Source organism: Ureaplasma diversum NCTC 246 (genome assembly GCF_000731915.1).
Classification (GTDB): Bacteria; Bacillota_I; Bacilli_A; order Mycoplasmatales; family Mycoplasmoidaceae; genus Ureaplasma; species Ureaplasma diversum.
Window position 1 is genome coordinate 1 of sequence record NZ_JFDP01000035.1, and the last position, 9710, is coordinate 9710.

At 25.7% G+C, this 9710-nt stretch carries 4 protein-coding genes; all 4 read right to left on the reverse strand.

All coding sequences use genetic code 4. From position 1 onward, the window contains the following. Positions 1-276: 276 nt before the first annotated feature. A complete protein-coding gene (locus UDIV_RS01295) occupies positions 277-3468 on the reverse strand; it encodes an MIP family Ig-specific serine endopeptidase (RefSeq protein WP_038102223.1) in 3192 nt (1063 codons plus the stop codon). A gap of 247 nt (positions 3469-3715) precedes the next feature. Then, positions 3716-5017: a restriction endonuclease gene (locus UDIV_RS01300; protein ID WP_231428077.1), complete on the reverse strand. Its 1302-nt coding sequence runs from the start codon at positions 5015-5017 to the stop codon at positions 3716-3718. Then, positions 4974-7484 (reverse strand): DNA cytosine methyltransferase, encoded by a 2511-nt coding sequence (locus UDIV_RS01305; protein ID WP_038102224.1) that lies wholly within the window; start codon positions 7482-7484, stop codon positions 4974-4976. Before UDIV_RS01305 ends, UDIV_RS01300 begins: the two co-directional genes overlap by 44 nt. 622 nt (positions 7485-8106) lie before the next feature. Continuing rightward, on the reverse strand, positions 8107-9710 hold a 1604-nt coding region (locus UDIV_RS04495), incomplete at its 5' end, for a hypothetical protein (RefSeq protein WP_051749393.1).

Consider the following 9710-nt stretch of genomic DNA (forward strand, 5'->3'; position numbering starts at 1 on the left):
ATTTTTGAATTTACTCATATATTAATAAATCCTTTGATAGTTAAAATTATGTTGAAAATTCCTTTTTAAAAGTTTGGTTTGAGAAATATAGAGCAATTCTAAATTCATTTTTTCGTGCTTCAAAAAAAAAAAAAAGGACTTTGTAGGCGGATGTTCCGGTTTCCGCTCTTTTAAGTACCTTTTTTAAATAGGAATAATTTCTTGGTTTTATGAATATATGTAAACTTAACAAATTGTTAAATTTTTAAGAAATTCTTGTTTGATTAATGTTTGAACTTATCGATTTGCAACAGGACTTCTGTTTGCATATACTAGCCTGTTGACAATAAAAGCCGATTTTGGTTCGATCTTGTTTATGTCAATTGGTTCTTTCTTTACAACTTGATCAATCCATTCTGGATCTTCATCAAATAATCAAGATTTAGCGTCCTTAAAGTGTTTTCTAAAAGCTTGTTTGTATGAATAGACTTGGTGAGGTGCTCCCCCATTAATTAAGTCATAAGCTGGTAAAATTAGCTGATCATTAATTCTAAATCCTTCAAAAATTAAAGGTTCTGCTAAAGATCCATCAAGTGGTCTAACCATTGCAAAATGAATTCCAATAATCTCTTTATTACCATTTAATACTACAGATCCAGAAGAACCTGATGTTAATGCACTATCTTTAAATGAGTACATAATATTAAAGTATTGATAATCATCTACAAACCCAGTTTGGTTTTTAAAGTTTAAGAAGTTATTTGTAATTGATCCATTAACAATTCCAGGAATAATTTGATTATATTTATTTAAGAAGTAATTACCAAAAGCTTGATTAATTAATAATTTAGCTCCATTATTAAAATCTTTAGTAGTTGTTGGTTTATTAATTGTTGGAATTCCTCCAGCATAACCAAAAATATAAAAATCTGAACGATTAACTAATTGATCGATGCTATTTGTTAATAAGCTATATTTAGCAAATTTATGACGTTTATTTTTGTATTTATAATAAAAGTCTCTTGTAATTATTCTTGCTGCTCTTTCATCATTAAATACAACTTTTAAAACAACAAAGTCTTTGGCATGATCTGGTAAATTAGATGGATTAGTTGGGTTTGTACTAGTATAACGATAATTAGCTAAGAAGTTTTTGTCTAAGAAATTTGTTGCTGTATAAACTATTGCAAATTCTTTAATTTTAGTAGCTATTAAACTTCTGTTTAGATTTTGATCATAAGGTGCATTATTATTTCTTTGACCATTTGCTAAATAAGGATTATAAACTAAATATAAACCTGTTTTAGGATTAGTTCTGTGATTAATATATGAAGAATCTGGAATTTTTGCTCCTTCTAAAACTTCTTTTTCTAAATAATTAAATCGTGCAGCAACGTGCATATTAGTTGCAATAAAGAATGTAGTTGGATAACTATCTTTATCATTTGGTTGAATATAATCTAAAATTCAACCTGTTCCTTGTGCAGCACTAACTTGTCCTTTCTCTCCAACCGCTTGATAATTTAATCCAACAGTCATATCATATGCTTGTTGATAAACTTCATTATTAGGAATAAAGTATTGATAATACTTATTTAATTTATCATTAGTTTTAGGATATACATGATATTTAGGATTATCTACTCTTGTATCATGTTCTACTGCTTTAGTTAAATAAGCTTTGTTGTACTCTACTTTTTGATCATTATCTAAATTTAATGTTTTAAAACTAGTTTGTTTTTCATTTAAATTATTATTTTGATCTTTATTATATAAATTAGTAGATGATTGATTTAGTTTACTAATTAAATCAATTGATTGTAGTTTATAAACACTATTTTTAACTAAATTAGTTAATGTTGTTTTAATGAATGTTTGGTTGTTAATAGTACTTAAATTAATATTATTAAAACTAATAACTTGATTATTTTCATTAACTAATTTAATAGATGCTAAATAAGAATCGATATTTAATAAATTAGAAATATTTAAAGGAACTTTAAAATTAATACTTGTGTTTTGTGGTTCATAAAATTCTAATTGATCTAGACTTAAATTAACGTTTTTAATAAGATCATCTAAACTAAATACCTTATCAGTTAATTTAGAATTAGGATTAGTACTAAAAGCTACTCTTTCATTATTCAAGCCATTAAGCTTTCAAGCTTTTTTAAAAGTAAGTGAACTTGCTTTAGTATTATTTAAACTAAGAGTGAATTTAGCATCAACTAGCTCATCTTTATAAGTTGGTTTAACTACAGTTGGGTTAGTAAATAATCTAGTTTTGTTTTCAGTTTCAAATTCTAAAACAACTAAAGTTTCATCTGAACTATTAACTAGATTTGATAAACTAGTTTTAAACACTAAATCTTTATTAGAATTAATACTTTCTAAATTAAGATCTTTAAGATAACTTGATGGATTAGTTCTACTACCTTTAATTTCAAAATCAGATTTTAAATAATCATAAATAGTATTATCTGAACTATTGTTAATGTTTTGGATTAAATTAGCTGGTTTAGTTTTTAAATTAATCTTTAAGACTTTAAAATTAATTTGATTCTTAAGATCTTTAAGACTAACATTAAAAGCTACTAATCCATTATTATCTACTTTAAGGGTTGATGATAATGTTTGGTTATTATCTAATACTAAAACAACTTCTTGATTGTTTGTAAAACCTAGATCATCACTTTTTAAATTAATAGATAATTGATCATTACTAAAATCATATCTATAATTTTTAACTGATGTAATAGATGGATCTACTTTAACTGAATTAAGTTTATATTGATCAAGATTAATTAATGATCATTTAGATTCATCTTTAAGATCAGATTGATTAGTTAGTGCTAAAGTAGTTAGTTTAAAGTTCCGGTTTGTAATAAATGGTTTAAAACTAATCTTTATTTTGTTGTTTACATTATTTAGATTAACTAGTTGATGATAAGTCTGTTCTAATTGATCATTAGTAGTATATCTAACTACTAAAGTATCATATTTAGTTTTATATGAATCATTAATTAATTCAATAGTAGTATTAATTTGTTTGTTTTCATAATTATGGCTAATACTTTTTAATAAATTTAAATGATTTAATGTTTTAAAACTAAATGAAGTATTAAATACTTGATCATTGATTTTGATTTGATTAATTTGATAAGATGTGTTAGCTTCTAAATTGTTTAAATCTAAACTAAATGATTGATTATTAGTTTGTTTTATATCTATTTGTTTAAATGCATTAGATACTGTATTAGTAACTAATGCTTTAATTACATTATTAGAATTAGATAAATTTAAATCTTTAGCATTAACAATAATGTTTGCTTTATTGTTAGATAATTTATTAATATTAAATTGAAACGAAGCTTGGTTGTTCTGTTTTGGATTTGGATTAAAACAAGATGCTGAAACTAAAGCAACAACACCTAAACTAAGTGTTGTTGGAATTAATAACTTTTTAAACTTATTTCATCATTTTTTCATAATAACCAATTTCTTGTGCTTAACATTAAAAATTAAATAATAATACTTATTATTAATCATCAAATAAGTAGATGGTTAATAATTTAGTGTTTTATTATATAAAAATAAATTAATTTTTAATTGATTAAATGATGGTTTAATACATTAATGATTAAGAGATCGTCAAACACTAATCTTGTTAATACTCATCAACAAATGGCTAATTTTGTTTCTATTATATTTTTAGTTGCTATATTTACTTAATAAGTTATAAACGATTATCTTTTATAAGATGAGCATATTTATTGTCTATTAATTGATCAGAATAGAAAAAATCTATTTTATCTAAAATGGTTGCAAAATCTAAATGTTCTATTGAAGAAAATTCATCAGTTTCTAATCCAGTATTTAAAACATATTTATAATCATTAAAGTCATAGAATTTATTAGTATTATTAGATGTTAGATCATTATGAATTCTAGTTGTTTTCGCTATTAAACAAAGGTATTGGAAGTCTTTATCAATATATTGTGTGTTATTATTTGGATGAGCCATTGAATAATGTTGATTAGGAGTAAGCATAATTAGATTTTCAATGAAATCAGCTATATCAGGATAATTAGATTGCGGAAAAATATGATGGGCTTGGGTTGCTTTGACATGTTCAGTGCTTTGAATTACTTCTGGTTGCCCGTTGTTGAATATATCATTAAATTTACGAACTGCTTTTTTAGCTTTATTGACTGTGTAAGTTCTAAAAGCTCTTTCTTGTAATTTAGATAAGATGATTTCATATTCTGATCTTGGTATAGACTTATCTTTACCACTTAACTCATCTCTTCAATTAGAACGATTGTATTGCAAATCATTTAATGTTATGGCAAACCTTGATATTCTTCCCTTTTCAGTTCCAAATTTCTTTAGTTTAAAAGCTAATGGATTTATTACCTTAGTGAAAATTCTTCCACACTCAGTTTGATTTCTTATTTTTGTATTACTAATTGTAAAATTTATGAATTTGTCTCTTACATTCTTATAAGCTTCATTAGTTTGAATATTAAAAAAATCATTAAAAGATTCAATTAATCCACTATCCGATAAAACTTTAGTAATGTATTCATACAAAAAATTTAGAGCATTCATTGGTCTTAGTGCTATTTTGCTCAAGATTTCTTGGTTATTAATAGAATAAAAATATCTATTTTTATCCTTTCGTACATTAAGTACATGACTATATCCTAAAAGTTTTATAGGTTGACCAAAATATTTATCATATTCATTACTTGCTTTTAATTCAGGATCAGGTTTAGAAAAAATTGAAATAACATTTTCTCTTGCATAATCACTGTGTCAAATATCAGATACAGTAAACTCTTTATTATTAGAATTTTCTACATATTCATTTATACAATCCGCGATTATAGATACAACATCATAAGTACACTTTTGATCAATTCATCGTGCATCTTTAAGCTTTCTAACATCATAATCATATTGACTTAGAAATTCATTATACATACTAATTCTAAATCTCCTTTTTAAGTCCAAACCAGTAGCAACTTGTTTCATCAATGTTTAATGATCGAGTTTGATAATTTCTTGCAATCTTATAAAAATCTCTAAACTCTTGGCTTGAAATATATTCAAGCTGATTCTTAGATATTTTTAAACCACTATCTTTAGGGATTAAGATAGCAACTGATCCATTAACTACATAACCTTTTTGTTTTTTAATAATTCTTGGTTTATAGGTCATGTTTGGAGTTAAATAAACACTATCATTATCAATATATTTACTAACAATTAGTTGTGATAAGGTTTCATTATCTAAATACGCATCATATCCATCAATTTTTAAAATCTCACCATTATCTAAAATATTTCTAGACTTTAGAACCCTAATATTGTATTTATCAGTTTTAATTAGTGATGAATTAGTGTTTGTGATTTGACGATCTCTAAATACATTAAATACATCAAAAACCATCCTTTTAAGGATATTATCAAAAAAATCATTTCGATAAATTATTCAATAAGGTAAAGTATCATCAAAGATGTATTTACTTTTCTGATTAATACTAAGATCTAAACTAGTTGATATTACTTTTGTAGATGATGGTTTTTGACCACAATCAATTATTAAGTTAACTGTTTCAACTAAAACCCCTTTGAATCCAGATTCATTAAAATCAATAATACTATCAACTTTTTTAGTAGCTAATAGTTCTCTAGTTGCTTTAAATTCAGCTGTATTTAGAACTGTTTTAGGCATAATCAAAGAAACATATCTTGCATTAGTTATTGCTTTTTCTAAAAAGAATTCAGCTAGATTAGTTGCTTTTTTGTTGTAATTAGTTTTAAGTAAGTTCGCTCTATAAGAGCCATTGATTTTACTAAAAGGTGGATTACCAATTATTAAATCAACTTTAGTGTGTTTAAAGTTCATATAATCATCACAAACAAAATTGATTTTAAAGTTGTTTGGAATATTGTTATCATCATATAAAATCTTAAGCATTTCTAAAACATCTTGATCAATATCAATAACGGTTAGATTAACTTGTTTTTTGTTTGCATATTTTTTAAAAAGAAATGGTAGAAAATTACCTGAACCAACTGATGGTTCAATAATACTAATTTCTTCTTTATCAATATCTACTAAGTTATTAAAAATAGTTTGGATAATACATTTATCTGTAAAATAAGCTGAGTTCTTTGTTCGTTTTGAATTAGCATATTCAATAATCATTGATAAGGTTGATAAACTATATTGGTTTTTGTTTGCATACAAAAACTGTTTTAGATTATTAGTATTTTCAAGTTTGTGTGACTCAATCAACTCTTTGATTTGTTTATGTGTAAGTTGACTAAAAGATACCACCTTTTTGATTTTTGATGCAATTTGTTTAAAAATAGAGGTTGGTACAGCTTCACCAATACACTGTCTAATATTCATTTCTTCTTTTTTAGAGATCTTGATTTTCTCTTCTTGACTTAATTGATTTAAATAAGCTAAGTCATAATCTAATCATTTAAATGAATTAGGAATAGTCATCATCTGCATTAGTTCTCGAATTGAAAAAACACGATTATCAACTGGATGAATAGTGTTTTGACTTGCCATTTGATCATTTCTTGTATGAACACAAGGTGCTACCTTAGAATATATTTGTCTAGTGTATTTGTCTGCATTTTTAGATTTATTAATAACTAGTTTTCCATCTACAATCTTATGTGGTTTAAGATTATCATCTTTATTATCAAAAGCACTTTCTCCTTGTTTTAAATCTTTAATTCAAGCTAGCATATGCTTTGGATAAGTTCTAAAGCTATGATAGAAATCATTTAGATCATATTGATTTCAATCTAAGCTTTTCATATGCCCAACTACATCATAAAGTGTTTTCTCTTTTGTATAATCAGGCATAAGTTCAAATGGAACAACTTGATTAGAATATGATCGATCAACACCAATCACTAATGTTCTTGTTCTTGATGAGTTTGAACCATAGTTCTTAAAGTTAATAACTTGGTGATGAATTAAATATTGATCCTTTAGTTCATCAGTTATCATTGATCCAATTTCAACTATTTCTTTATTTTTATTAACACAACCTGTTTTTCAAAAAGCTGCAACATTTTCAAAAACAAAAATTCTAGGATTAATTGTTTTAATTAAATCCACACTTTCTTTGATTAAACTATTTCGATCAATATCATTATTGCTCTTTTTATGGTTTGCAACACTCATTCCTTGACAAGGTGGAGTTGCTATTAGCACATCAACTCGATCATTACCTAACTTCTCTCATTTTTTGATCTCGTTATAAATTTGTTCTTTGGTTGCTTGTTCTTTAATATTACCCGCTATATAACCACTATCAAATTTACACTTTTGATTGATCTTTTGAATATTAAGTCTTCGTGAAATTATTTCATTTGTAGCTATACATTCAAAACCTTCTATTTTAAAGCCATAGCATCCAACTCCAGCTGATGAAAACAATGAAATATAAGTTGGTTTGTTGTTAATCATTTTTTAATACTCACTTTCAATGTTCTTATTTTTAATATGTTAGATAGAGCTAAAAAACTAATATTTATTAAGTTAGTTTAAGTATAAACACTTAAATTACATGTTAGAAAAGAATTATTCAAATTCTCTGTTATTTATAGAATTACCTACTTTTTCATTGAAATTCTTAACATCTTTTTTGAACTGGATTTTCATATTTATGGTCTGAATGCATAATTGAATTTTGAGAGCATTTCAGCTTTGAAATAAGTTCAATAACTAGTTTTATATCGTTAACTTCTGATACGTTTTAAGGCGTCATTCCCTTTTATATTTGATCAGACTTGGATATATGCTACATCTGTTGCTACAATATTATTTCTTTCTGTGTTGTAGTCTATTTAATTTTACATTATTAAGTATATGAGAAACAGAATAATGATCAAACTTTCTATCTCTTTTTTGAACACAAATATTATAAAGTTAAATTTGTCTTCAAGGGTTTTGATTTGTTCATATTTTATAAAAACTTGTGGTGAATGTTCTCTATAAATAGCTACTGATATAAAAGACACAACTATGATGTCTCATAATTGTGTCTATGTTTAGTTTATATTGTTGTGTGTTATAGAATAATTTAAATTTAGTTTCATGATGGTTGATCACCAAATTCAATAAACTTTTTACCCTTACCTTTATCAGATGGTTTCCCAACAACTTTATGTAAAGTGTGATCTTTATAGTCATAAAAATGAAATTCAAATGGCGATCTAGTTAAATCATTATCCCCACGTCCAGTAAGAATACTTTTAACTTTTGGTTTTGATTCATCAGCATTTCTATGGTCATTAACTAGACGACTATTAAACATCCGTCAATGACTTTCATTAGTTGCATAAGCATATAAATTAGCATTGTGAATTGCTTCTTCTGATAAATTGTATCTATTTAGTGTTTCAAAATCTGTTTTATTAATATCTTTAATATAGCTTTCAAATACACCCGCAACCTTTTGATAAGGTCCTTCTTGAGAATTTTTATCTGAATAATCAGGTTGGATTCCTAACATAATCATATGATCTCACAAGTTATAGTACATCACTGCTAATTTTTTATCAGGTTGATTAGGAGCTCGAAGATATTCTTGAGTTTGTGGGATTTTTGGTTTTTTGTCTTTAATTGAATCTAAATCTTCTTGTGTTACACCTAAATGTTTTGCAAAAGATTCAACAAAATGTAATGTCCCCACTGGACCTCAAATACTTGCATAATCGAATTGGAAATCAATCGGGATAACTTTTTCGTTTTTAATTGTTTCTTTGAAGAATTTTTCAAAATTTTCTTTGTTAGTATTTTTTGCTAAATTATTTGAGTTGTAATTATAGAAAACATAATGAGCTGTGTTTTTATAACCTTCATATAAAGATGTTCTTCAACTGTTTCCTGCTTGTGGATCATTATTTTCAGCAGCACCAATTCCAAATCAATTATCAAATCACTTATCAGCATTGTGAGAATTTGGTTTAGGAAAGAATAGACCAAAACCTGGTGTTTCTGAGTCTGGTTTTGCATACAAAATCGGGAAAAGAGTTGGTTGTTGGAAGTAATATAAAGTTAATGTTCCATGATCTGATATGTCCAGTTTTTCAGCTGTTTCAGCAAATAAGACATTTGTATAACCTTCACGTAAACTTTTAATTCTTGGTAAGTTAGCAACAGCTTTCACATATTCTTTTATTTTATTATTAATATGTTTTGCATATTCTTCAAATGAATTAAATCTTTCATCTTTTAAAGGTTTATGATTCTGAATTTTATAACCTGCTTTATCTAAATTTTTAGCAAGCATTTCAAACGCTTTATACGGATCAACCATTAAATTTATAAAATGAGAATTTCTATTATTTAATTCTAAAGTATAATCAGGTCCGATCTTTGCTTGTTCATTTTTTCTAGGTTCAGGATTTATAATTAATGAAGATATTGATTCTAGTGGAACAATTTGTTTTGTTTCTACAGGTATAGAATTAGTTGGTTTTTGTTCTTTTTCATTATAATCATTTATATTTGGGATAGAAATCCCATTATCTTGATAGAAAAGACTTATTGCATTATATCCATATTCATTAATTGACTTATCATTAAGTCTACCAGCTGGTTCGATTGCCATCTTAATTAGTTTAACTCGGTCTTCAGGTTTAGCTGCATCTCATGCTTCTTTGAACTTAGCTGAAGATGTAGCAGTTT